Origin of the sequence: Haloquadratum walsbyi J07HQW2, assembly GCF_000415985.1 — an archaeon.
Classification (GTDB): domain Archaea; phylum Halobacteriota; class Halobacteria; order Halobacteriales; family Haloferacaceae; genus Haloquadratum; species Haloquadratum walsbyi_B.
The window spans coordinates 1,056,061-1,081,293 of sequence record NZ_KE356561.1 but is presented as its reverse complement, the minus strand read 5'-3'; the positions used below and the strand labels follow the sequence as shown (position 1 = coordinate 1,081,293).

Here is a 25,233-nt window from a genome sequence, read left to right as displayed (position 1 = left end):
TGAAGCTCACAAACGCTACGGAAATTAACTAAACTCCGAACATGGATAGTTGACAACCAAAGTGTTATTTTATCTGTGACGCAGTCAAGAATAATGAGCGCAGACTCTGTCACCAATCAATCCATCACGCTCAATGACGACGGCGAGTGGTGGGTAGCAAGCGATGAAGAGACAGGTGTCACGAGCCAAGGAAAAACTCGACAGAAGGCCCTCGAAAACCTCGATGAAGCACTCGAAGGATATTACGGAGAAGGCGAGTCTCCAAGCAATTCGGAACTTCGAGACATGGGGATTGATCCAGAACAGAATAGCTCTGGATCGGTTGAAGACTCAGAGATTTTCGAATAATCCCCTCCAGTAGCCATGTCGTATGCCCCGTTTTCCGGGAAGGGTATCGTGAAAGTGATGGTGAATAGTGGAATCTACGAGTGGAATCTACGAGTGGAAACGTACCCGTGGAGACCACGCAATTCTTCGATGGGAACCCCCGGAGGACCACGATGCTGACGCCCGAACGGTTCCAGTCCCACTCCACGACGAAGTCAGCGAAGGTACGCTGAGAAATATTGCTGACCAAGCCGGTGCCAAAGACTACAACAGATTCAAGCAATGGATTGACACTAACCGGTGACAGTCACTCAAGAACGGTGAGCCCAGCATCATCGTAGATCTGTTTCAACTTACGAGGAGAGTAATCGAGGTAGTGTTTCTCCAAGACAGATTCAGGAACTCGACCAGCAAAGGCATCGATGTAGCTTGAATCGACGCCCAGTGAGGCCATCTCAGAAGCGAACCACCGGCGGAGTACCTGCGGGGTGATCTTCACACCCGACTCCTCGGAGATCTTCTGGAACATCTTGAGTACAGCGGGTTTGCTCACCTGGAACAATCGATCATCACCATGTTTTCGGTTGTGGTTGTATGCCGCAAACGCCGCTTCTGCCTCCTCGTTGTAGAAGGACACCCACGTTTGCTTGCTCTCAGATTCCTTGTCGGGGATCAGCATCCGATCCTCCTCAGTGATATAGTCTATTGTGAGCTGCACCAACTCAGCAGATCGTAATCCTGAGGTCGCATACATCAGGAAGACCGCCTGGTATCGGCGGGTATCGATAGCGTCGTAGAACGTCTGTAGCTCATCTTTGGTCGGGACAGACGTTGGATTCGGGCTGATATTTGGGATCTTGAAGCTGCTGGCAGCCTCGGTATCGACGAACTCACGGAACAAAACCCGGGCGGCAGAGAGGATATTCTTGTGTTTAGCATCGCTGATTGGCTGCTCTGATTCGATATACGCGATGATATCCATTTCCTGATAGCTGCAGGTGGTTTCTCAGCATGACGAAGCAGTCGACCAACGTATCGGGTATGCTGATCGAGCGTCGATTGACTTCGGTTGAGAACTGTTTTGCCGTACTGCTCATATCAGCAATGATCTCATCAACGGAGGCATCAGCATACTCCTGTGAGGGCTCTGACGCCTACTGCTCGCGGTCGTCATCGACGGGTGATTCTGACGCAGACAAGGACAAAACAACCTCTTCATCGCTGGTGAGAGCTTGAACGTACTGTCTCAAAGCCCTCTCGCTGACACCTGAGATATTCAGTCCCAGCTCTCTGGCTTCAGAGTGGAGCTCTGGATCGAGCGTGATATTGACTCTTTTTTTGCCATCAGACTCACCGGTCACTCTCGTTTATGCACATATTACACATTTTATTTTCGGTGAACCACATGGTCATCGGGAATTAACACTGGGGGAAAGTGGAGTGCCTATGTTCCCCGGACGAAGGGGGATGTCGGTGAGTCAGTGGGTGTCATCAATGGTCGCATAGGTCACAAGACGACCACCTAAGAGTATTCAACTACCCAACTAAATCTATCGACAGCACACCAGCTTTCAACTGAATATTTACGGCGGTAATGTGGTGTGAGCCGTAATCGCCTTATCAGATAAGTCGTCAATAGAGGCACGCTCACCCGTGCTATATGCGTAGTCTCAGACATGATTCGGCCTCCTCTCTGCTAGCTTGTAGGGAGAACTTGTGTGTGTCGAATCAAACCGATGCTGATCACGACTCAAAGGCGAGGGTATGCTGTTTCAATCGCTACACAACAGTATTCGCTGTTTCAATCCCTGTGCGGGTTTTCTCTCTATTGCAACGGTAGGTGAAAATGTGACGAGAATACCTATAAACTAAAACGATTATCGATGCAGTAATAGACGAGTTTGACCGATAAATGCAGAGAGCTCCTATATGTAATGATTCTAGTTATTTGAATTCTACTCAGTGTGGACAATGTGAACTATCAGAGTATCACCGAGTCATATACGCCGATACTTCCCGATAGTGTATAATAATAGATAATCCATATTACATTAATGATTCTTAGTCTGTGTCCGTCTTTCGACGTATAAACCATATAGCGCTATATCAATACGACGGTTTGGAAACTGAGACTACAGTATGTTTAGTAGGGTTGTGATGTGTGATTTCGGTGAAATAAGTGGATGAAAAATGACCTAGATTACTTCCCAACCGAACGCTTGTTTCGCAGTTGACATCCTCCCGCGCCTAAAGACGCGACGCGGGATTCCACGAAGTGGATCTGTAGGTTGCGCGGTTCCTCGGGCTCGGGATTCAGATACGCGTTCGCGTTTGCGTGACCCCTCGAAGGTTGCCACCGAATTGTGACCAACGGTGTGCGTTCCAGCGCGTATAACTCTGTCAAAAGATCCTCTCTCCTCGCAGACAGCGAGCATTACACATGACTGGCTATTCTATTCTATTCAACCAGCGAGGTACACGGTTCGACTCGCCCGGAGCGTTAGTCCGTGCATGGTTCGCCCTCTTGTTGTGCGATGTTTTCCGAAGCGTTCAGATCCGCATGACGTTCTCGCCCGCACTCCGAACATAAAAAGTGATCTCCACCACGCGTTCTCATCGAACCACACACCGAATACTCTTGACTAGTATTGAACGGATCAATTTTCTCGACTCGAATACCGGCTTGTTCGGCTTTGTACGTGATGAACTGTCGGAGTTGGGAGAAGTGCAACGAGTGAACACCTGACCATGAGCTATTTTCACGAATATTTTCGAGGTCTTCAATTTTGATGACAGGGTTCTCGAACTGTTCCGCGAACGTAATAAGACGACGAGAGAACTTGTGGCTCAAGTCCTGAATCCGACGCTTTTTTATCACCTACGCAGTTGCGTGCACGAAGTGCACCCGCTTTCAATAGCAATAGCGAATCGCGTAGGGAACGATATTTGCGTCGAACGTATTTCGCCTCACCACCGCACCGGACACCAGCATCGACTCACCTTCGCCGTAGGCAGTCACACCGAGAATATGCCGTTCACCAATATCAACACCGATGGGTGCCTCGCCTGAACGGGTCGGTGTCGGATTCATCTCCGCGCGAAAGCACACGAGGCTTTCTCCTCGATTCTCAGTAATCAGATATTAAACAGATTGTGCTTTCAAGATTTATTTTATAATCCTAACTCCAGCGATATCGGTCAGGGCACATACCAGTGATGTACCGTACGACACAGGTCCTTCAAAAATAAATCATGTTTAACATTTATTACCGGGAGTAAACGCATTAGTATAATTACGTGCAATTATAAGTTAATACGGTCGCCAATTTCAGCAATTTCAAGAACTCGAGGAGATATGTAGCTCCGTGCATGCGTATGTAGCGCCGTTGGATCCGCGGTCAATCCTTTCCACATGTCCCAATGACTTGGGAGGAGCCGATCAATATTGAGGTCTGCTGCTGCCCGGATAATCTCATTCTCTGTTGCGTACCATTTTGTCTGGACAGGCTCACCGGTCGTCTTATCATCGATATTGCCAATTGAGCCAAATGCAAGTACCCCAAGGTCAATATCATACTCATTTCCGAGTGCGTCAAAATCCTCATGCGGTTTTGTGTCACCACCATGAAAAAACGTCCCTGTTTCATGCTCAATCACGTATGAAACTGGGTGCGTCGAGTCGGGATCGTGAGCGTACTCAACATGAACTGTAAACTCTCCAATGTCAATCGTTTCACCCTCTGATATAATCCGAAATTGTGTGTCATCGATATCGTATTCACTCTGCCACGCCTCGGTCTTGCGTGCGACCTGGATTGAATCATCAGGCCCATAGAAGTGCGCATCTGTTGATTCAAGAATTGGACCCTGTGATGGACCATGAGTATGATCAGTATGCTCATGAGTCGCTAACACTGCATCCATAGTCGTTATATCATCAGGATCGAATGGTATTGGAATCATCCGAACCGTTCGTGGAGGGTCGCCAATCCCAACATATGGATCAATTGCAATTGTCGTCCCCCGATTACCCTTTAGGAAAAACCCATTACATCCAAGATACCAGACAGCCACCGTGTCAGGTGATGCTGCTTCGACAGAACGCGGGAGCCATGCCCCCCAATCGCTTTCAATATCAACCATATCATCTATGTTGACGCCATGGATTAACCATTATTGATAGACACATAGTGACGCACACTCGTGTCAAAAAAGAAATTTGAACCCAGCAAAAACTGTTCTCAATCAAGCTTCAAGTAGGTCTGACCGGGATGCTCTAAAGTCACGTCTATGCAACTGCGCTCCATACGTCGTCAGCTCAGTGAAAAGCTACCGGTACAAAGCGCGTCGTGGAATTATGAAGCTTCAGGATCTGATTTCGAGGTATTTCACCATGTGCCATGGAATGTATCGAAAGAGAGTGAGTCTAATGGCTTATCACCGACAGCGATTCGATACTCGCCCGGCGTAAGCATTGGTTTGTGGAATTGTGGTCCATCATCGGTAGTGATTCGCGGACAACCCGTATTGACAAATGCATCCATATCGAAGTTTCGAAGCCGGTCTGGTGTCACCTCATCCATTGTGATGAGATATGTATTATCATTGTCCGCAAGAATAGACTCAGCAGTATCCATTCTGCCTTGTCCAATCTTCGTGCAGAAAATCACTCCCCACTTATCAGCACTCATTGCCTTGTGCACAGCCGCATAGCGTTGTTTCATGAACTTCTCGGTGTCAGCAACGGTCACGACATTGTTGACTGGATCTGCGATCAAAACCCGTTTGTCCGGATGTTCCATTGCAAGCCCGAGTGGATGGAACTTTCCACCACCGACATAGAGCACCTGATCAGCGTCAATATCTGCTGATGCGTAATTGCATCCTAGCACTTGCCCCTCATGTGTTAACCTGTCATCACCCTTTCGAGTGTGAACCTCGAATCCACGCGTTTCAAGCCACGTAACCATCGAATCAAACTGATTCATATGTTGAGCAGTCGTTACGAGACCCACATCGTCTTTGGGTAGCTCGTCAACCGCCTCTTCAAGAATCGGGAATGGATCAACATTCGAGAATAATGGCACATATATGATCTTATCTGACTCTTTCATTGGTGAGTGTCCGAAATGCACGAATACATCCGTCCGACGCATCAGATATGTATCAAGATCACAGGCACCATAACATGGCTGACCAGAGAGCATAAAGGTCACATCATCGCCACACAGTTCCCGAAGATCATCTGCGACTGCTGGACCACGTCGCTTGAGTCCTTCAGGGAATTGCAATCCAACGCGGTCTGCATCACGCTCCGCAATTTCCTCAACAATCCGATCAAGTTCGTAATCCCACTCTCGGTCGTGTTTGAGTGACATACCAGTATTTCGAAGATCTCCTTCAGTTGCAGGTTCTTGACTCATTGTGAAATATAACCTGTCTGGCCGCATAACTGTTGTTCACTGGTGATGTCAAAGCCTCGAGTTACCCGGTTTTTTCCATTGATTTATCCTGAAAGATTCTGCACTTTCGTGGTGATCTGTGCATCAAATTACTTACATAAACACAACTCAGAAAACCACAGTCGTATCGATACAAAAACAGTCAACATTATTTTTGAACGAGGAAGAAATATATTTTAATCTCTCAGTGAAATGCTACTCTCGTGTTGACCTCGCGGTTTCATTTTGTGCTGTTGTGTACCACTGAGGCTGTGATGGAGTTGCTGATCCGATATCCTCATAATTGAACGATACAGAGACGGTAGTAGTTTTGTTCTCTGTAACACGACGATACGATGCGGTAAATGATGAGACAAACCCCTGTTCGTTCACCTGAGCGACTGCTTGATAATCGTTGACACGGCCGTCTGTATTTAAACCAAATGGCTGTCCAGTTGCAACGATGCTATATGTTTCATTGTTCAGTTTCGAGAGCACAATCCGTGACTCTGAGGTGTCAAGATACCGTTGCAGAATACTTTCTGCACGGTTGGCAAATCGCCCATTGTTGCTTCCAAACTCACCACCACTGACTGAAAATTTCCCAAATGAAACATTTGTTTCACTTTCGCGATCGACTCGAATGTATGCGTCTGACCTGTCAGCGTAGACGCTTAAATTCACATCCTCTGTCTCATTTGTTGATTGTAATGTTCCTGTTGCAGTGTATAAGTATTCTACTTGACTTGCCACTATTGCTTCTTCTGAGAGTTCTTGCCAGGTCTGTCCACCGAATGCATTGACATGCTGTTTATTGACGTCATATCGATATGACTGTCCTGAAACAGTATTAGCATGTGCTGCTGCTAATCGGTCTGGGTCCACAATACCGGTCGTCGTGACACCTGGTGGATACCCAAGCAATGTTTGAGTGTTTCCTTCTGTCTCTCCAGACTGTGACTCATTTGATGTTAATTGACTTCCAGGATCTAACGGTGCAGATGTTGTCTCAGACTCTGATCGTGACAATGACTGCTGTTCAGCATTAGTTGATGAAATTCCAAGGAACATCTGAATCTCGACAGTCAATTCATTGATAGCCGTCCCTACTGTGGAATCTTCTGAGGATAGCCCCGGTGAGACATTTGATGCTGTTCCAGGCATCACGCCAAGTGCGATTCCACTACCTGCAATTATGATCAGGATAATTATGAGTATAAATACTGTCCCCACGGGTCTTGAACGCCTGAACCGTGTATTTTGTATCAACGATATTAGAGTGTCTGATAATTCATATCCAATATAATTATCAATGCGGTGGTGAGCGTTCCTTTCACGATTATGTGAGCTGTTTACTGTAATAGAAGTATCAAAGTATGTATTGAAAAGCGTCTCAGCCGTCGGTCGCGAGACAGCATATAGTGCAATTGAGTGTAACTCTGCGGGACCAATGATACGTGCGTCAACAGCATCAGTTGTTTCTATATATCGTTTTGTCTGCTGTGTCGTGATCAATATATCAACTGTCTCAGGAACACTGAACTGACGAAATCGGTCTGGAATCCATGAATGACCAATCACAGCAATCACAGTCTGCGATTCATTCTCATCTGAATCACCGACATGAATGAATCGCTGCCCAACTGTTACATCTGTATCACTCCGCGCGTCCCAGAGGGCAGCTACAAAATCAATGAAACGGGATTGCTCAAGTCCGCGAAGTAATGTCGCGAACCGATTAACTGAGACAGGTGCCACATATGCACATAATCAATTCAACTGTTAGATTCTTTTGCTCACTCAACTCTGGTGTGGTATCATTTCGATTTCATCGAATACAAAACAATCTCACGAAGAATTGAGTATAATATCACAGTATGCTGATTCAGCATTGTAATTAATTGTCTGATGATACACGATTTTTAATAGACACGACCGCACTTTGAAATACGTTCCAATCATAGATACAAGCATGAGCATTCAGACAGACAAACTTGAACAGTTAGGAAGCGAACTCGGTGAGGCGATTGCTGATACGACAGAGTATAAAAGGTTCGAAGAAACAAAGACAGCGGTTGAGGCAGATGATGAGATTCAATCACAGATCACAGAATTCCAGAATCGCCGTGAAGAGTTTATGAGTGCCCGTCAAGCCGGCACCGCTACTCAAGAGATGCTTGATGAGGTGAAGTCTGCACAGTCAGCACTACATGATATGCCGAAGATGGCAGCGTATCTTGATGCACAAAAAACACTTCAGTCGAAGCTCGAAGATGTCAATAAAGCAATCTCAGATCCATTGGCTGTTGATTTCGGCGGCGAAGCAGGCGGATGCTGTCAAGATGAATAGTATTCTGAACCTGATGTCATAATACCGTTGCATTCCTACCTGGGTCGTATTGAACACTATCGTTATGACCCCTTATTTCAGCTCTAATAACCCGAACTGATAGGGTGAATTATACGATATCTGTCTGACGATTATTGAAAGGTCCGGATATTCAAATCATAATCCGACCAGACCATTTCAGCATGTTCGCGATTGCTGGTGGTAAGGGTGGCTGTAGCGAAATAACAACGCTCGCGCTGTCAGAGGCTCTGCAGTCGCTGTCGATGCAGATTACGATCTTCCGAATCTATATCGACTTGCCGGCACTGCTCATACTAGTATCGATTCATTGTCTGAAACGGACTATGTCGATTCGACTGATCCGTACACACTGTCCTGCGAGAGCTGGTTCGGATGCAGCCCGCCCATCTTGAGTTGCAGACATGGTTATCGTTGTTACAACACCAGCAGTTGCCTCCATTCGAGACGCTGCGAAGACAGCTGCAATGGCTCGGGCACTTGGAACCACGGTAGCGGGTGTCATCGTCACGCATAGAAATTCACCACCACGTGGACTATCGGGCATGTTTATATCGCTAATATTACATAGCGTGCCTGAACGATCTAAGCCGCTTCGTTCATCTGTAGATACATAGATATATTCGGCAATTACCGAGATGTTGTTTACAGAAAAAACAATTAAAAATCATTCAACACTCACTGTCAACAGTGCCCGATTACTCTTCGACGTCACCTAGTTCAGCAGCTAGTTCCTCAGCGTCAATATCTACATCTTCGAGATCTTCAAGATCTTCGACCGTCTCTTCAATATCAACATCATCCGACTCATCAATATCTGCCCCGGCATCCTCCTCAGCATCAAGATCAGGACCCATACCGCCCATCATACCACCAAGACCTCCCATCATTCCACCTTGACCATCAAGCGTCTCCTGAATGATCATCCGATCAATATCAATCCGGTCAATGACTTCCTCTGCAATTTGTTGTTTTGAGAAAAGCCATTGTTGATTCATCTGCATCTCGGGTGTTGAATCTACGTAGAGAGTCTCTTTTTCAACTTCGACCGTTTCGGTCTCAGTTTCGGCTGTTAACTCAGCCTCGGCTTCAATTTCAGCCTCAATATCACTCTCTCCGTCAACATCGGCTTCTGACTCTGACTCGTCCGCCGTCTCAATAGGTTTTTGCTCTTCAACCATATCAGTCTCAATCTGAACACTTGGCGGCGTCTGGAGATACATTCCAAGCAAACTCTCAGCTTTTATTTCAGGATCTTCGACGATATCACGCACTTCATATTCATACTCAAGATCCTGACCGGCGAGTGGGTGATTGAAGTCAACACGTGCCCGAGTATTAATGATGGTTATAATACGACCTTGTTGGTCATCAATCTGCACCTGTGCACCAGGATATTGATTATCCTCGTCAATCTTATTCGCACTAATCGTTCGGACTTCATCATCATCATACTCACCGAAGGCGTCATCCGCAGATATATCAACAGTTCCGCTATCACCAGCGTCTGCTCCGAGAATAACATCTTCGACTGACGGGAACAGATGCCCTGCACCAATAACTAATACACGAGGTTCAAATTCACGCTCATCGTCATCCAGTCCTGCTTCTGTAGCAACCTCTGGATCAGTGGTGTCGATGACAGATTCATCTTCCTGCGTTCGAAGGGTGTATGCAAGACGGACAAAGTCACCGTCTTGAATGCCCGAATCGGCCGTATCGGCCTCTTCCGCCTGCGGTTCGTCACTCATATACTGAATATTTCCCGTCTGACTCTTAAGAATCACGTTTCGACCCTGGAGATCACTACGCACAAGTCAGTGATTAATTGTCAAGCTAGTGAACTCATAATCTGAGTATTATCCAAATATCATATTCTATTTGAATTCAGGACCTTCTTGACTACGTGAGCGACTAAGAGAGTGCATTGACCGTATTATTTTGAGAGGGCACCTTCCGAACCACTATCTGATGAGCTTCGACGGACCAGACGATTTATTTCAATTCGGTCATACGAGAGCTATGTGTACGAGGTTGAACTCAAAGTCCGTGCGTCTCACGATGAAATTGAGTCCGCGCTCACAGAAACCAATTCGACGTACGTTAGACATGTCACCCAGCGCGATACATATTACAATGCACCGCATCGCGATTTTGCAACGACGGATGAGGCGCTTCGAATCCGACGAGAAAAGCGACATATACCTGATGAGAAAAGCGACGCAACCTCATCAACGACTGAACTTACATATAAGGGTCCACGGATTGATTCAACATCAAAAACACGTAAAGAACATGAGGTATCGGTCGGTGATGACTCTGTAGTTGCTGACATCCTCGATGAATTGGGATTCGATCCGGCTGCCACTGTAGTGAAAGATCGTGATATCTACACACTTGCGTATACAGACGATGTCACACACACAATTGTTCTTGATACTGTTGCTGACCTTGGTGAGTTTATCGAGGCTGAAGCGACGACGTCGGCTGAATCAGATATCCCGGCTGTGCGGTCAGGTCTCATTGACACGCTTGCGACCTTGGGAGTAGACCCGGACGATCAGATCCAAACCTCATATCTTGGGTTACTTCTTGATGACTCATCAAATTAATTCTCATGAGTAATATTTTCTCTTGAGAAGGTTTCCACAAGTTATAGGATGACCGATGAAAAAACGGGAATAATGACTAAGCGGAATATTGCAATCGAGGCAGCCAACCGGGATGCTATTGAAGATCAGCGGGTCGAAATTGTCGAGCGAAAGGGAATCGGTCACCCAGACTCTATTTGTGACGGCATCGCAGAGACCGTTTCGCGTGCGCTATCAAAACTTTATCTCGACCGTGTTGGTCATGTTTTACATTATAATACCGATGAAACACAGTTGGTAGCTGGTGAATCAGTTCCGGACTTCGGTGGTGGGGAAGTGGTTGAGCCAATCTATGTTTTGATTGTCGGGCGTGCAACAAAGAACTACGATGGCCAACGACTCCCAGTTGACTCAACCGCAATAAAAGCGGCTCGAGCATATCTTCGGGAGAACATCCCAGCGTTGACCCTAGAAACGGACGTCGTCGTCGATGTTCGATTCGGACAAGGATCTGGGGATCTCAAAGATGTCTTTGGCGAGAACGACACCGAGGTTCCAATGGCAAATGATACCTCATTCGGTGTCGGACATGCGCCTCTCACAGAGACTGAAAGGATTGTCCAAGCCGTTGAGATGCAACTCAATAGCACATATGCTGAAGATCATCCCGTTGTTGGTCCTGATATCAAAGTAATGGGAAAACGTGAGAATGATAGTATTGATATCACTGTTGCTGCCGCAATGATTGACAGGTACGTTGCTGATCTTGAAGATTACACTGATGCTATTGAAGATATCCGTACCTTCGTTACCGATGTCGCATATAAACATACAAACCGAGAGGTCACTGTTGCGGTCAACACCGCAGATGATTATGATACTGGATCAATTTATTTGACAGTCACGGGAACAAGCGCTGAGATGGGTGATGATGGGTCTGTTGGTCGTGGAAACCGTGCTAACGGACTCATCACGCCAAATCGACCAATGAGTATGGAAGCCACATCAGGGAAAAATCCAGTAAATCATATCGGAAAAATATATAATCTTCTTTCAACCGATATCGCTGAGTCGGTCGTTGCCAATGTTGATGGAATCCGAGACCTACAAATCCGACTTCTTTCACAGATTGGTCGTCCGATTGATGAACCACACATCGCGGATGCAAAGATTGTGACCGATCCAAGTGTCACACTTCAAGCAATTGAACCTGAAATCCGAGCGATCATTGATAATCGACTCGCTGACGTTACAAGTATTACAAGACGTGTTATTGATGATGAACTCACGACATTTTAATGCCAATTTGACCCAATCTGGATCCGTAAATGTAGACTTCTATCTAGGTTTAACTAAATGCAGGCGCTCAGCCCCCTCCCTCAAGAGCACCGCAGTCGCAGTCCGCGCGAGCGGACAGCGAACGCAGTAGCGAGGGGGTGGGGATACAGCGCCGTCATCGTCTTTCATACACTGTTCTATTTCCAACCCACAGGCCTACGCAGTCGTAACTTCTTTTTATTAGACTCTAGACATACTCCACAAATCAAATGGAGTACGACCTCGACACGGGAGCGCACTCGGTGCATTCACTCCACTACCACCTGATACTCACCATCAAGTATCGGCGTGGTGTCCTTACCGAGGAGCGAACCCAATTTAATTCATTCGCGGGGTCATCGAGGGATTCGCGGACAAGTATGGTGTCACACTGATCAATCTCGACGGCGAAGACGACCACGTCCACATCCACATCCTGTTCCGGACCGAGCCAACCACAGACCTCGTGATCGTGAAATTCATCAACACGATCAAAGGTGCGACTGCTTGACGCATCCGCAACGAGTGCGCAGATGAACTCAAAACCGATCTGTGGGGCGACTCCTTCTGGAACGACTCGTACTGTCTCATCTCGACAGGACAAGTCTCACTGGATGTGTTGACGGAGTACATCGAAGACCAACGAGCATGAACTACAACTACAGGTATCGCCTCACGTCGACCAACAGCCAGCGTGAGACACTGGACTATCACCGCGATACCTGCCGCCAACTCTACAACCACGCTCTGTACCGCTTCAACCAAATTCCCGAAGACGAGGGCACAGTCAAACAGCGTGTCCGCACTATTCGTGACGAGCTTCCCGACCTCAAAGACTGGTGGGACGCACTCACTGACGTCTATTCGAAAGTGCTCCAGCCCACAGTCATCCGGATTGCGACAAACATCAATGCACTCGGGAAGCTCAAAGACCAGGGCTACACGGTTGGTGAGCTTCGGTGGAAGTCACCACGCGAGTTTCGCAGTTTCACCTCCAACCAGTCTGGCTTCGAACTCGACAAGAAGGGTGGTCAGACTATGTTGTCGCTGTCGAAACTCGCCGATATCCCCATCAAACTCCACCGACCGCTGCCCGAAGACGCCACGATCAAATAAGTCACGCTCAAAAGGAGAAAACCGGCGAGTGGTTCGCCATCTTCGGTATCGAGATGGACACAGAACCGCCAGTCAAGCCACCGCTAGCGGATATTGACACTGACGAGATGGTTGGGATTGACGTGGGCATTTTGAAGTATGCCCACGATACAGACGGCACAGCAGTCGAATCACTCGACCTCTTAGACGAACGCAACAGGCTTGAACGAGAGCAGCGGAAACTCTCACACAAAGAGTACGAGTCGAGCAACTGGGAGAAGCAACGTCGGCGTGTTGTTGAGTGCCATTTTGACATCAAACGCAAGCGGCGTGATTTCCTCCACAAACTCTCGGCATACTACGCTCGGGAGTACGACTTGGTCGCAGTCGAAGACCTCACCGTGGCGGAGATGCTGGAATCGCCACGAAACAGCCGCAACACGGCGTCTGCGGCGTGGAGCACGTTCACGAATATGTTCGAATACAAGTGCAAACGCGAAGGCACGCACTTCGTAGAGGTTGACCCAGGTGGCACCACCAAAGAGTGCGCTCAGTGTGGCGTCGAAACCGAGGAGCTGCTATGGGTGCGTAAACATTCCTGTCCTGGCTGTGGTTTCGAAGCGGACAGAGACGGAAACGCAGCGTGGAACATTCTTCTTCGCGGACTCTCCAAACTAGCAGTGGGTCACTCCGAAGGAACGCCTGTGGAGACTGCGCTCCCCACGGGAACTGCGGCTGTTCCTGCAAAGCGCGTCGTTGAAACAGGAAGCCCCTGCCTGAAGGAGCCGCCGAAGGCGGCGAGTAGGCAGGGGTAGTTCACTCGGCTGATATTGTACCATCGTTTATTTCAATAAATCCAAATAACAGCATGTGGAATCATGACCACTGAGATTGGTATTGATAAATTACAAATAGACATTGAGACGCATAATATTTGAGGAATATAACGATACATTCAATCCAATCGTAGTTAAATTCAATAAGCGAAATTATTATTTCAATACTATCAGTTAAGATTGGAGAAATGAGTAATCATGTGTACATTTATCCATCGATATAGGGTAACATATTCTGCTTAAAAAAGGTTTTACGTGAACAATCGGTGTAAAATGCATTTACATGTCTTGAAGTCGTATATATTAGTATGTCAGGAACGCATTATTCTCCACCAACTACTCCCGAATGGACCGTTCGACAAGTCATCCACCGCAGTGACTGGAAAGACACAACGCGAATTTGTCCGACCTGTGGGGAATCAGTCGATCAGATGTGTGGTCATTGTCAGGTTGAATTAGATCGTAAACGAACGCCACCCCCCGGATCCAAATTAACACGCGAGCGCCGCTTACTCGCGTTTTGTAATGAGGAATGTGCAACTATATGGCTCGATGCAGATTGAATCCGATATATCAATATTATAAAAGCCGTATTTGAGAATAATGGTAGCGATAATGTCTTATCTTCTTATGAGAAAGCTACTGCGTGACCGTTGTCTGCTTTCTTGGCGAGCAGGGCACGGACGTACAGTATGAGCTCCTCTCTCGAGAAACAGCGAGAGAAGCGCTTATTACGTACTCGTTCGCTGAACCGTTTAGGAATTCTCTGGCGGTTGAAACAGTAAGCCTTGGTGCGGCAGTCTCCTTATGTAATGATTTAGAATGGTATCTTGTCCGATTTGTCGATCAGACAATAATTCGCGAACCAAGCATTACGGATAATGAGTGGTTGAGTCGACCACTTGCGACTGCTGTCCGCGATGAGAAGATTTCGCCCGCAGAGACCGGTGAACGCCTTGCTATTTATGGCGTTGTCGATGAGTCCCTGGTTGAGCCGATGTATGTAACACGGCGTTATAAAAATGCAGATAACTCTGATAAGACATTGCCATCGTATGACCTCCGTCAGGTTAATCAGACTGTTGTTGTCCGTATCACGGCTAATGAGTTCGGAGAATGCTAACTCGTATATGATGTTGCACCTCTCGGAACGATAGTTAATTTTGACATGTGTCCTTTCGACACCATTTACAGGCAATTCAAGACGAATGCCACGGGGCTTTGATACTGATGTGACCCCGTGTGGATGAAGCCGACACCATTACCACAGACCACAATTTTTCATACATCCTAGCGCCAGCGCGTGAATAAGAGATATGGTATGATTACTGCTTTCGTGCTTACCCTGACCGAACAGAACAGGTGTAGCCACGGAGGCAGAACGTCATATCTACATCCACCGACAAGGCTATAACCATACCCGCTACGAATATCAAGAACTCGACACGGATAATAATACAATTGGGAGTGCGTATCAGCATCAAAAAACGACTCACCGAGTGGAAAGATAAAACGAGTGGAGCACGTTTTCAGAAGTCCACTCGAAGGCACTGCAGAAAACAGTTGAGCAATTCTACAAGAACCTCTCAAACCTTTCCGATAACAAAGAGAACGGACACAAAGTCGGGTGGCTCAACTGGAAGTGGAAGTCGCCACGAAAGTACCAGAGCGTGACGTACTCGCAGTCCGGCTTCGAACCCGAACCCGAACACGAGTACGAGTGGTCAAACTGCGACCTCTGGCTCTCCAAGAGAGGCGACATCCCGATTCAGTACCACCGCGACATTCCCGCGAACGCTCTCACCAAAGAAGTCACGCTCAAAAAAGAGACGACTGGTGAGTGGTACGTCACAATCGGTCTCGAAGTCGGAGACAAAGACACCAAGCTTCCCGAGAAGCCAGAAATAGATGATATGAACCCTGAGCTGAGGATTGCGTCGGCATTGACCTCGGCGTCCAGAACTAGAACTACGTCTACATGAGTGACGGTGATAGTGAAAGTGTAGACTGGCTTGACCTCTCCGGGGAGTACAAGCGATTGCGTCGAGACCAACGCAGTCTCTCTCGGGAAGAGCGAGACAGCACCAACTGGGGCTGGGAGAAACAGCGACAAAACGTAGCCAAAGCAAACTGTCGGATGAAGAGGAAAGTAAAGTCAAAGATTTCCAACAGAAGCTCTCCACATGGCTCGGCAACAAGTACGACGCCGTGTTTGTGGAAGACGAGGACCTGACCGTTTCAGGGATAGTTCAATCTAGCGGGAACGCTCAGAACAAGCAGGATGCTGCGTGGCGTGGATTCATCGACATGCTAGAGTCAAGACAAGGGCGACCTGTACGGCACCCACATAATGCAAGTGCAAGTGGATCCACGTGGGACAACGAAAGAGTGCGCTGAGTGTGGTATCGAGACCGACAAGCGGTTGTGGGTTAGGGAACACTCGTGCCCGAGTTGTCGGTTTAACTCGGATAGGGAAGGGCAAGCGACTTGAACGCGTCATGTAATGTTCTGTCTCTGTCTCGTGGTCTTCGGGAATTAGACTGAGACTTAGGTCTGGGACAGACCGAAGTTACGCCTGTGGAGACTGCGACCGTGGTGAGGACTCTGTTCAGGAGTCGGTGTCTGCAAGTCGCGTCATTGAAACAGAAACAGGAAGCCTTGGAGTCTGAGGCAGTTCACAAAAATAAGTTGCTTTTATTGACGAACAAATATCAATCTCTGCTCTTATCCTCTGATATACTCAGTCAATGTATCGTATAAACAGTAATGCAGAATTCAATTATTGAACTAAAATAATTATAGTATAATTAAATGATCGTTGTGATGAATATATCATCTATCCTATCACACGTAATATATATTATATTTGTAACTATAATAATATATTAATATAATCTGTTATATTTTCTTTGCATACGGTGCTTTATTTTGAAACAAAAACGGGAAGATTCGCTGAAATACAACGAACTGTTAAGATGGATGCCACCGTGAATCGCCATATGGATGAGACAGTCGAAGATATTACGACACTGATCGGTAATAAAGTGTACTCAAATAGCGGTGTTTTTGTCGGCAAGATTGAAGATCTCCGCGTTGACCTCAAGGATCGACGGGCGATTACTGGACTTGCGCTTACGCAACTTAACGATGAGTTGTTTAGCGATCAGGTCGAACCTGGTACAGGCGTCATTGTCCCCTACCGATGGGTACGGTCGGTTGGAGATATTGTCCTCGTCACTGACGTTGTCGAACGACTGAAAGATAATGAAGATGATGAGGATGATAACACCGTCGTCGCATGATGTAGACGATGAGATGCTAAACTATCCCATCATACTCAGCAACGCATTACGTTGCTTTCTGAGAACAGAGATTTTGTCTCTGTGACCCGATTCGTACCCACAACAGTGTGTGATAACTCGCAATCACCGGTTGTCATGACGAGCACGGCTTCATAGAATCGAGAAATTCAACTCCTGCGTAATATATGTATGCTCGGCTTAGTGTCAGTGTTGATCTTTGTGGTCTGATTAATATCATCGAAAACCATACAACATTTTCTTACTCGCTCCCAGCTCGACGAGATGACATCATATATTGGGCTAGCCCTCACTCAGAATATTCGCGTTATTCTGTGATTGGACACAATCCAGTTCTCCAGCAATTGTAGCGCCTTACTCCCAATTAATTTCCATTAGTACTTTCGGACCCCTCAACACCCATCGCTTCAAGTAATTTCCGTCGGACAGCTTCCTCAGTCAGTTGCAACAGCGTGTCGCGATTTCTATCGCTCGTTTCAATCCCGGTAAAAATGCCGAGTGAGATCTCAACATCCCCCTGTGTAGAGTGCCCACCAGTTTCGCCAATGTCTGCAAATGCATCTTCAAGTATCTTTTCGATATCCATACGAACATCTTTCGAGCGTGCTGAAAGGTAAATTCGATTATCAGCGATACCAAAAACAGCTGTTGTAGTGATTCCTTCGAGTTTAAGTAGATGCTGTGCTGCCTGACCTAATGCATCTCGGTCACGAACAAAACCTGCGTTTGATACAAGATGACTCCCTTGGACCTCGCGATTTTGAATCCCTTCTGCGAGGATATCGAGTGTCTCCGGTGACATAGACGGCGATTCAACCTGCTCAAGTGTATCATGGTCCGCAAATGGATACAGATATGCTGCAGCTGTGAGATCTGCGGGCGATGTTTCACGTTTGAAATCAAATGTTTCTGACCGTATTCCATACAGAAGTGCTGTTGCAACCACGTCACTCGGACTCATATCGAATTCCTGAAGATATTTTGTGAGGATAGTTGACGTAGCCGACATATTCGGTCGAATATCACTAAATTCAGCATCAATTTGTTCCTCCGGTTCGGAGTGGTCAATGACGATGTCGACTGTCGTGTCTAATCCGGGGATTTCGAGATCAGCATGATCAACGAGTGCAATGACATCATATGAAGAAAACGTCTGGTTCTGTGACCCTGATGTCAGTTTAATTCCAAGGACATTCACAAACGCCCGATTTTCTTGATGCCCAATATCACCATCATACCGGATTTCCGCTTCAGCATCATGAGCTTCAGCGATTGCTTCTAATGCTGCTGCTGATGCAATTGAGTCAGGATCTGGATTTTTCTGTGTTAAGATTGCAACGGAGTCTGTTGATGACTCGAATATTGTCGCTAACTGATTGGCTTTATATTCAAGCTCACCCGATTCAAGTGAACGGAGTGCTGAATTGGCAATCACTTCAGAAGGATTGATGACAGCATCTGCACCGAGTTCAGCAAGCTCATCTTCTGTTACTGGGTCAGATGCTCTCGCAACAATAAACTGATCACCATTCTGTTCACGAATTGCTGCAACCGCAGCCTTGTTAGCCTCAATATCCGACGCAAGAATGAGAACAACATCGCGATCAGCTACAGCCTCTCCCACAGTCGAATCAGAAATATCAGTCTGTTGTGCATTCAAATCCTGATCGCGTAACGACTCAACACGGCTCTCATCCTTATCAAGAATGAGAACATCTCTGCCCTCCTCGATGAGTTCTTCGGCCACCGCGTAACCGACACTCCCGCACCCAAGAATAGCATACGCGGACATCGATGAGGTAGTGGCCTCTGTGCTCATTATGCAGGTCATTCTGGTCGGCCGCCACTTAACAGCACCCGTTCGGATTGACCCAATGTGGCTGTGTTTTCGTGATTATGCACATAAATAATATATTTATTAACAACCGATAATTCACCTGTATAAATTTTTACCCTCTGATATCACACATATTTGTATTTTGACTATGTGAGTCAAATTCCTGTCAGTATTAATCGACAACGCATAGGTTTCAGTATATACCTACCCATTCGTCAGTGCTATCGAGTCTATGAATTTATATCCGAATAAACACAAAAGTTAGTGTGCCTCTGCCAATGGAAGTTGCTATTGTCCAGCATAATCCCATGGTTGGCGATGTGTCTGGCAATTGCACTCAGATTATCGAAGCATATAGACAGGCTACCGATGCAGGTGCGAAATTAGTCGTCACACCAGAACTCGCATTATTCGGGTATCCACCTCGGGACCTCCTCCATCGACGACGGGTGCGTGATGCAGAGCAGACTGCGCTTGATGATCTTCGTCGTGTCACCGAAGAAGGACCCCCACTAATTGTTGGACATACCGCTTCTGCAAATCAAACGAGCGGTCCACCACTCACAAACAGTGCTACAGTCTTTGATAATGGGGAAGTCACTGGGCAGTACAGCAAGCGTCTTCTCCCGACATATGACATCTTTGATGAACATCGCTATTTCTCACGGGGCACCGAACCAGAAGTCGTACATATCAAGGATACAACAGTCGGGATTACAATCTGTGAAGATGCCTGGTATGATCATGAAGTGACCGGTCAACGGCGTCATCAAACAGACCCAATCGCACCATATGAAGACGAAGAGGTCGACTTACTTGTCAATTTATCTGCAAGTCCATACCGAGTGAACAAGCCTTCATCACGTCAAGAACGATTTGGACGCCACGCTGAGCGTATTGACGCACCAGTTGTCTTTGCCAATCAAGTCGGTGGCAATGATGACATTCTATTTGATGGCACGTCATTCATACTTGATGCCGACGGCTCTCCAATTGTTTCCGCAACGAGTGGTGAACCACGCGTATTAATCGGTCAACCGAAAAATAATTCTGCTACAGCATCAATCCCATCTGAAACAACACAACTTCGCCGGATGCTTGAGTTGGGAATTCGAGATTATCTCGACAAGACTGGATTTGACGACGTCATTATCGGGATCTCCGGTGGAATTGACTCATCAGTCGCGGCTGCCCTTGCTGCTGAAGCTATTGGACCAGCGCATGTCCATGGTATAACTTTACCGAGTGCGATTACCGCAGAGAGCAGTCGGACAGATGCAGAGCGAGTAGCTCAAAACCTTGGGATACAGTTCAATGAAATCGGGATTGAACAACTCTCGAAGTCTCTGCTCGACGCAATCAATGGGATCACACCAGGCGATGATACTCGAGGGATTACACGTGAAAATGTACAGGCTCGGGTTCGTGGTCTGTTATTGATGGGTGTCGCGAACGATCTCAATGCACTTGTATTGACTCCTGATAATAAAAGTGAAGCCGCAGTTGGCTACTGCACACTCTATGGTGATGCGGTTGGCGCGATTGCACCACTTGGCGATTGTACAAAGCGTCGTGTATATGCGCTCGCAGAGGATTTTAATACGGATCTACCAACGTGGACCGACTCTGCTCCAATTCCCTCTTCGGTCTTGGAAAAAGCGCCGACGGCAGAACTTGCAGAGGGACAGATTGACGCGGACGATATTCCACCATACGAGGTTACTGATGCTGTTGTTAAGCAGTATGTTGGTAATAAGCATAATTTAGATCAGATAGTGCAAGAAACCACTGCAACAAAACAACAAGTAAAAACGGTCATAGAACATATCACCAGGTCAGAATTTAAGCGACACCAAACGCCGCCAGCTCTCCGAGTCACAACAAAGGCTTTTGATAGTGGATGGCGATACCCGATTGCGGCATCATACGCTGAGATTCTTACAGATAGCTAAACACGAAATACTAATCATACTGATATCACAAAGCAAGATCAAAATATCAGACGCCACCGTCCTGGTTGGTTGGTTCGCTACAATAAAAAAGACGAATTGACTGCTCTATGTCATGGTTAGTTCATATCGATAAAGTCAGGCTCCAATCGTTTATTCTCATACTCGGATTGAAGATGTGAACGAAATGTGCTAATATCGACATCTTGTTGTTCACGCTCTTTCCGATCACGAACCGAGACAGTCTCAGCTGAAGCCTCATCCTCGCCGATGATGAGCATATATGGTACCCGTTCTTCTTGTGCTGCACGGATTTTCCGTCCAAGTGTCCACGCACGGTCTTCAATGCTGACACGGAAGTCACTGAGTTCATTTTTGATCCGATGTGCATAACCAAGTTGATCATCACTGATTGGCAGGATCCGGACCTGATCAGGCGCAAGCCATAGTGGGAACTTCCCGTTGAAGTGTTCAATCAACACCATGAAGAACCGTTCATATGATCCATACAGCGCACGATGAATCATCACTGGTTGGTGGTCTGCATTGTCTTCACCGGTGTAGCTCAACTCAAACCGATCAGGCATATTAAAATCTAATTGCACAGTCGGTCCATCCCACTGTCGACCAAGGGCATCCTCAAATGCAAAATCGATTTTCGGTCCATAAAATGCCCCATCGCCGGGTTCAAGATCGTACTCAACATTCTGTGATTCAAGAACAGATCGGAGTTGCGTCTCAGCGTCCTCCCAGATTTCATCACTTCCAACTGATTTTTCTGGTCGTGTTGCAAGCGCAACATGTGCCTCTAATCCAAATGTATCGAGAACCGAGTAGATAGCATCCATTACATGTCTGACTTCTTGTTCAATCTGCCCCGGTTGACAGAAAAGATGCCCATCATCGATAGTGAACGACCACACGCGAGAAAGCCCAGACAGTTCTCCGCGTTGCTCTTTTCGATAAACCTTCCCGTCCTCAAAGTACCGAACAGGTAAGTCACGATATGACCATGAATGTTGGTTGAAAATTGTTGCATGCCCAGGACAGTTCATTGGTTTCAGCCCGTACTCTTCATCACTAATGTCCAATAAGAACATATCATCAACGTAGTTCTCATAATGCCCTGATTTCTTCCAGAGCTCTGTTCGAAAGAGATGCGGTGTTTCAACGGGCTCATATCCGGCTTCAAGATTTAATGACCGTGCGAATGATGAAAGCTCATTGAGTATTTTCTTTCCATCTGGATGATACAACGGAAGGCCTGGTCCAGTGACATCCGGGATAGAAAACAAATCAAGCTCTTGACCAATCTTTCGATGATCACGCTCTTTGGCTTTTTCACGACGTTCAAGAAATGATTCAAGTTCTGACTCAGATTCGAACGCTGCTCCGTAGACTCGAGTCAATGTTTCATTATCCTCATCACCACGCCAATATGCTGATGAGATATTCAACAACGTGATTGCACCAATTTTTCCTGTTGAGTCAATATGTGGACCTTGACAGAGATCTTCAAAATCATCTTGAATATAAAATGAAATCGGATCTTCGCCGGCAGCCTCCGTCTCAAGAATATCACGCTTGTAAGGATTATTTTCATACTTCGAGAATGCTTCCTCTCGCGACCGATACTCCTGTTCGATTGGAATGTCGGCATCAATAATTGTCTCCATTTCACTTTCGATCGCTTCAAGATCGTCCTCATCAAGATCAACATCCGCGATGTCATAGTGGAATCCATCATCAGTTGGTGGACCGATAGTCAATTTTGCGTTCGGGTATTCACGTTTAAGCGCCTGTGCAAAAACATGCGCCGTAGAATGCCGAAGAACACGCTGATACTCATCACTTTCTTCGGTAACAATGACGACGCGTGCATCATCATATACAGACGCAGTGGTATCAACGAGTTCGCCATCGACTACTCCTGCAACCGTATCACGTCCTAATCCGGGACCAATTTCGTAAGCCACGTCCTCCACAGTGGCATCTGTTGGCACAGATAATTCGGAGCCATCAGGAAGCGTGACCGTAATATCGCTCATACCGATTAGAAATATGAGGTCACGAATAAGTGTTTTTGAGTGGCAAATTAAATTAATTTAGTAAAACACGAAATCGAAAGATGTCATAACTTCTATTTAATTGACGTAGATATATTGATATTTTCTTCTTACATTATGAAAATTTTGAGTCGTGGAAGTCTCATTTCATAGTCCCACTGAATGACTGCTCAGCGTGATTCTGAACGGTCTGTTGCGAGATGTGATCATAATTCGTTGATAATATTCGACTCAAAGATACAATAACCTCGTGTGTGCATGCAGGCGCCTCGAAAAGGAGATATATAATATGATCCAGTTTGGACGGGCTACTCCAGGGTACAGAGCAACAGTCATTAATTGCCGACACCGATGAACCCAGTATGCAATTTGATAGGCAGGCAGGCGTCTTCTCTCATATTACTACACTCCCTGGTCCGCATGGAATTGGTGATCTCGGACCGGGCGCACGAAGCTTTCTTGATTGGCTTGAAACGGCTAATCAATCGGTATGGCAATTCTGCCCACTCGGTCCAACAGCAAGTATTCATGATGATTCTCCATACCAGTCATACTCTGCGTTCGCTGGGAATCCACTGATGATCAGTTTGAGTGATCTTGTTGCTGAAGGATACCTCACGGCTGAAGAACTTGAGCCGGTTCCAGACTTCTCACCTCATGAAGTTGCATATAAGGCAGTACGAGAGTACAAGCACGACCGTCTTCGGATCGCTGCTGAACGATTTCAAGAATCTATTGGCGGGATTGAGATCAATGCTGATTCCGCCACCAGTTCCAGTACCGATGATCACACAGCAACTGAGGTCACTATCACATTGGGCGAAGCTATCGACCCAACCCAGCGTATGCCGGATGCGGACCAGACGGACCTGGATGCCACGGCATTCAAATCATTTTATGATCGAGAGAGTCATTGGCTCACCGACTATGCGCTATTTATGTCGCTTCGAACATCGTATGATGGTGCTTGGGTGGACTGGCCGTCGTCGATCCGGCATAGAGACCCAGATGCACTCACTGCTCATTATGAATCACTAGATTCAGAAGTTCTCTATCATCTGATCATACAGTTTATTTTTGATCAGCAATGGCAGTCACTTCAGGCAGCAGCTGCTGACCGTGATATTACATTTGTCGGTGATTTACCAATTTATGTTGCGCTTGATAGTGCAGATGTCTGGGCAACGCCTGAGATATTCCAATTGACAGATGATAATGAACCAGCAGCCGTCGCTGGTGTCCCACCAAGCGACGGCGATGATGGTCAGCGTTGGGGAAATCCAGTCTATGATTGGACATATCTTCGCGAAACAGGCTATAATTGGTGGCTTAATCGACTTGATCGACTTTTTAATCTCGTCGATATAACCCGTATTGACCATTTCAAGGGATTCGATGAGTATTATGCGATCCCTGTCGATGCTGATTCTCCTGCTGCAGGTGAGTGGCACTCAGTGCCTGGATATGACTTCTTTGAGACTGTCAGTGATCACATTGGGTCACTTCCATTCATCGTTGAGGATCTTGGATTTCTCGATCAGGCACTCCATGACATCAGGGAACATTTTGATTTCCCAGGGATGCGAGTTCCTCACTACGCTGATTGGTGTCGGGAAGGCGATATGTATCAGCCAATGCATTATCCTTCTAAAAGTGTCGCGTATTCATCAACACACGACACCAATACCATCAGTGGGTATTATAACTCACTTCCACAGTCACAGCGCGATTGTTTACATTACAATCTTGGAATTGATGGCTCAGAGATTAATTGGTCAATTATCGACGCTGTCTGGCGCTCAGACGCCAAAATCGGATTCACAACATTGCAAGATGTGCTCGGACTTGATTCACATGCACGATTTAACGAACCTGGGACAGCAAGTGGAAACTGGCAGTGGCGATGTACTGACAGCGGACTTGATACAGATCTCGCACGTCGACTTGCAGGGTTGACAATTGAACATGTGCGTGATTGAGCAATCATAACAGATACGTTGACAAACAGTGAATGCCCTGTCATTTTATTAACGGTTACAACAAGTGCCACAAGAGTCAATCTCAAGACAGTTCATATCTGCTGAGC

At 46.7% G+C, this 25,233-nt stretch carries 20 protein-coding genes and 4 pseudogenes; 14 read left to right on the top strand and 10 right to left on the bottom strand.

Going from position 1 to position 25,233, the window contains the following annotated elements; translation table 11 throughout:
- Positions 1-93 precede the first annotated feature (93 nt).
- Positions 94-348: a type II toxin-antitoxin system HicB family antitoxin gene (locus J07HQW2_RS04925; RefSeq protein ID WP_021054281.1), complete on the top strand. Its 255-nt coding sequence runs from the start codon at positions 94-96 to the stop codon at positions 346-348.
- Between the two features lie 67 nt (positions 349-415).
- Positions 416-631: a type II toxin-antitoxin system HicA family toxin gene (locus J07HQW2_RS04920; RefSeq protein ID WP_048075153.1), complete on the top strand. Its 216-nt coding sequence runs from the start codon at positions 416-418 to the stop codon at positions 629-631.
- 3 nt (positions 632-634) lie between these two features.
- Here J07HQW2_RS04920 and J07HQW2_RS04915 read toward each other — a convergent pair whose 3' ends face one another.
- The 7 genes and pseudogenes from J07HQW2_RS04915 to J07HQW2_RS04890 all read right to left on the bottom strand — a co-directional run bounded on the left by J07HQW2_RS04915 (position 635) and on the right by J07HQW2_RS04890 (position 7,526).
- A complete protein-coding gene (locus tag J07HQW2_RS04915; protein WP_021054280.1) occupies positions 635-1,309 on the bottom strand; it encodes a tyrosine-type recombinase/integrase in 675 nt (224 codons plus the stop codon).
- 172 nt (positions 1,310-1,481) lie between these two features.
- Positions 1,482-1,688, bottom strand: coding sequence for a type II toxin-antitoxin system CcdA family antitoxin (locus J07HQW2_RS19900; protein ID WP_021054279.1), 207 nt, complete (start codon positions 1,686-1,688; stop codon positions 1,482-1,484).
- An 834-nt stretch (positions 1,689-2,522) separates the two neighbouring features.
- Positions 2,523-2,684 (bottom strand): hypothetical protein, encoded by a 162-nt coding sequence (locus J07HQW2_RS17800; RefSeq protein WP_303703972.1) that lies wholly within the window; start codon positions 2,682-2,684, stop codon positions 2,523-2,525.
- A gap of 143 nt (positions 2,685-2,827) precedes the next feature.
- Positions 2,828-3,397: pseudogene (locus J07HQW2_RS04905) on the bottom strand (RNA-guided endonuclease TnpB family protein); the annotation flags it as partial.
- Between the two features lie 233 nt (positions 3,398-3,630).
- Entirely contained in the window at positions 3,631-4,470 is an 840-nt protein-coding gene (locus J07HQW2_RS04900; RefSeq protein ID WP_021054275.1) for an MBL fold metallo-hydrolase, read from the bottom strand.
- A gap of 245 nt (positions 4,471-4,715) precedes the next feature.
- Positions 4,716-5,750, bottom strand: a complete 1,035-nt coding sequence (dph2, locus tag J07HQW2_RS04895; protein WP_021054274.1) for a diphthamide biosynthesis enzyme Dph2 — start codon at positions 5,748-5,750, stop codon at positions 4,716-4,718.
- Positions 5,751-5,984: 234 nt separating this feature from the next.
- On the bottom strand, positions 5,985-7,526 hold the full coding sequence (locus J07HQW2_RS04890; RefSeq protein ID WP_021054273.1) for a hypothetical protein: 1,542 nt from the start codon (positions 7,524-7,526) through the stop codon (positions 5,985-5,987).
- Positions 7,527-7,740: 214 nt separating this feature from the next.
- On the opposite strand from J07HQW2_RS04890, the gene J07HQW2_RS04885 reads away from it, so the two are divergent.
- The gene (locus J07HQW2_RS04885) at positions 7,741-8,118 is read left to right on the top strand and encodes a YlbF/YmcA family competence regulator (protein ID WP_021054272.1); all 378 of its coding nucleotides are present in this window, start codon (positions 7,741-7,743) and stop codon (positions 8,116-8,118) included.
- Between the two features lie 422 nt (positions 8,119-8,540).
- A complete protein-coding gene (locus J07HQW2_RS17790; protein ID WP_303703970.1) occupies positions 8,541-8,753 on the top strand; it encodes a hypothetical protein in 213 nt (70 codons plus the stop codon).
- An 81-nt stretch (positions 8,754-8,834) separates the two neighbouring features.
- On the opposite strand, the gene J07HQW2_RS04875 is transcribed toward J07HQW2_RS17790, so the two are convergent.
- Complete coding sequence (locus J07HQW2_RS04875) at positions 8,835-9,887, bottom strand: FKBP-type peptidyl-prolyl cis-trans isomerase (RefSeq protein ID WP_021054270.1); 1,053 nt, start codon at positions 9,885-9,887, stop codon at positions 8,835-8,837.
- 273 nt (positions 9,888-10,160) lie between these two features.
- Between J07HQW2_RS04875 and cyaB the strand changes: the two genes are divergently transcribed.
- From cyaB to J07HQW2_RS04835, 8 genes and pseudogenes are all read left to right on the top strand, one after another.
- Entirely contained in the window at positions 10,161-10,748 is a 588-nt protein-coding gene (gene cyaB, locus J07HQW2_RS04870) for a class IV adenylate cyclase (protein ID WP_021054269.1), read from the top strand.
- A gap of 72 nt (positions 10,749-10,820) precedes the next feature.
- Entirely contained in the window at positions 10,821-12,026 is a 1,206-nt protein-coding gene (locus tag J07HQW2_RS04865) for a methionine adenosyltransferase (protein WP_048075486.1), read from the top strand.
- Between the two features lie 248 nt (positions 12,027-12,274).
- Positions 12,275-12,696 (top strand): annotated as a pseudogene (gene tnpA, locus J07HQW2_RS17785) (IS200/IS605 family transposase).
- A pseudogene (locus J07HQW2_RS04855) lies at positions 12,693-13,954 on the top strand (RNA-guided endonuclease InsQ/TnpB family protein). Before tnpA ends, J07HQW2_RS04855 begins: the two co-directional pseudogenes overlap by 4 nt.
- Positions 13,955-14,283: 329 nt before the next feature.
- The gene (locus J07HQW2_RS04850; RefSeq protein ID WP_021054265.1) at positions 14,284-14,538 is read left to right on the top strand and encodes a hypothetical protein; all 255 of its coding nucleotides are present in this window, start codon (positions 14,284-14,286) and stop codon (positions 14,536-14,538) included.
- An 83-nt stretch (positions 14,539-14,621) separates the two neighbouring features.
- The gene (locus J07HQW2_RS04845; protein WP_021054264.1) at positions 14,622-15,098 is read left to right on the top strand and encodes a DUF5804 family protein; all 477 of its coding nucleotides are present in this window, start codon (positions 14,622-14,624) and stop codon (positions 15,096-15,098) included.
- A 191-nt stretch (positions 15,099-15,289) separates the two neighbouring features.
- Positions 15,290-16,644: pseudogene (locus tag J07HQW2_RS19895) on the top strand (RNA-guided endonuclease InsQ/TnpB family protein).
- 330 nt (positions 16,645-16,974) lie between these two features.
- Positions 16,975-17,277, top strand: coding sequence for a PRC-barrel domain-containing protein (locus J07HQW2_RS04835; protein ID WP_021054263.1), 303 nt, complete (start codon positions 16,975-16,977; stop codon positions 17,275-17,277).
- Positions 17,278-17,659: 382 nt separating this feature from the next.
- Here the strand turns inward: J07HQW2_RS04835 and J07HQW2_RS04825 are convergent, their stop codons facing one another.
- A complete protein-coding gene (locus tag J07HQW2_RS04825) occupies positions 17,660-19,114 on the bottom strand; it encodes a DHH family phosphoesterase (protein ID WP_048075151.1) in 1,455 nt (484 codons plus the stop codon).
- Between the two features lie 284 nt (positions 19,115-19,398).
- Between J07HQW2_RS04825 and J07HQW2_RS04820 the strand changes: the two genes are divergently transcribed.
- Entirely contained in the window at positions 19,399-21,084 is a 1,686-nt protein-coding gene (locus J07HQW2_RS04820; RefSeq protein ID WP_303703969.1) for an NAD+ synthase, read from the top strand.
- A 116-nt stretch (positions 21,085-21,200) separates the two neighbouring features.
- Here J07HQW2_RS04820 and thrS read toward each other — a convergent pair whose 3' ends face one another.
- The gene (thrS, locus tag J07HQW2_RS04815) at positions 21,201-23,129 is read right to left on the bottom strand and encodes a threonine--tRNA ligase (protein ID WP_021054259.1); all 1,929 of its coding nucleotides are present in this window, start codon (positions 23,127-23,129) and stop codon (positions 21,201-21,203) included.
- A gap of 380 nt (positions 23,130-23,509) precedes the next feature.
- Between thrS and malQ the strand changes: the two genes are divergently transcribed.
- A complete protein-coding gene (malQ, locus tag J07HQW2_RS04810) occupies positions 23,510-25,126 on the top strand; it encodes a 4-alpha-glucanotransferase (protein ID WP_021054258.1) in 1,617 nt (538 codons plus the stop codon).
- Positions 25,127-25,233: the final 107 nt, after the last annotated feature.